At 71.7% G+C, this 223-nt stretch carries 1 protein-coding gene; it reads left to right on the top strand.

The genetic code is table 11. From position 1 onward, the window contains the following. Positions 1–223: proline racemase family protein (locus tag E4K09_RS02620; RefSeq protein ID WP_193557236.1), on the top strand; the 223-nt coding region annotated here is incomplete at both ends.

Raw genomic sequence — 223 nt, 5'->3', positions numbered from 1 at the left:
CGTCTGACGCATGTTCTGTGGACCGGCAAGGCCCGGACGCCCGGCGGCACGGCGCGCAACGCCGTGTTCTACGGCGACAAGGCCATCGACCGCTCGCCCTGCGGGACGGGACCCTCCGCCCGCATGGCGCATCTTGCCGCGCGCGGCGCCTTGAAGGAGGGCGACGCCTTCGTGCACGAGAGCATCATCGGCTCTACCTTCACCGGCCGCATCGAGGGCCGCG

The organism is Microvirga pakistanensis (genome assembly GCF_004458765.1).
Taxonomy (GTDB): Bacteria; Pseudomonadota; Alphaproteobacteria; order Rhizobiales; family Beijerinckiaceae; genus Microvirga; species Microvirga pakistanensis.
The sequence above is the reverse complement of the archived record's forward strand: the minus strand, read 5'-3'. Positions and strand labels throughout refer to the sequence as shown.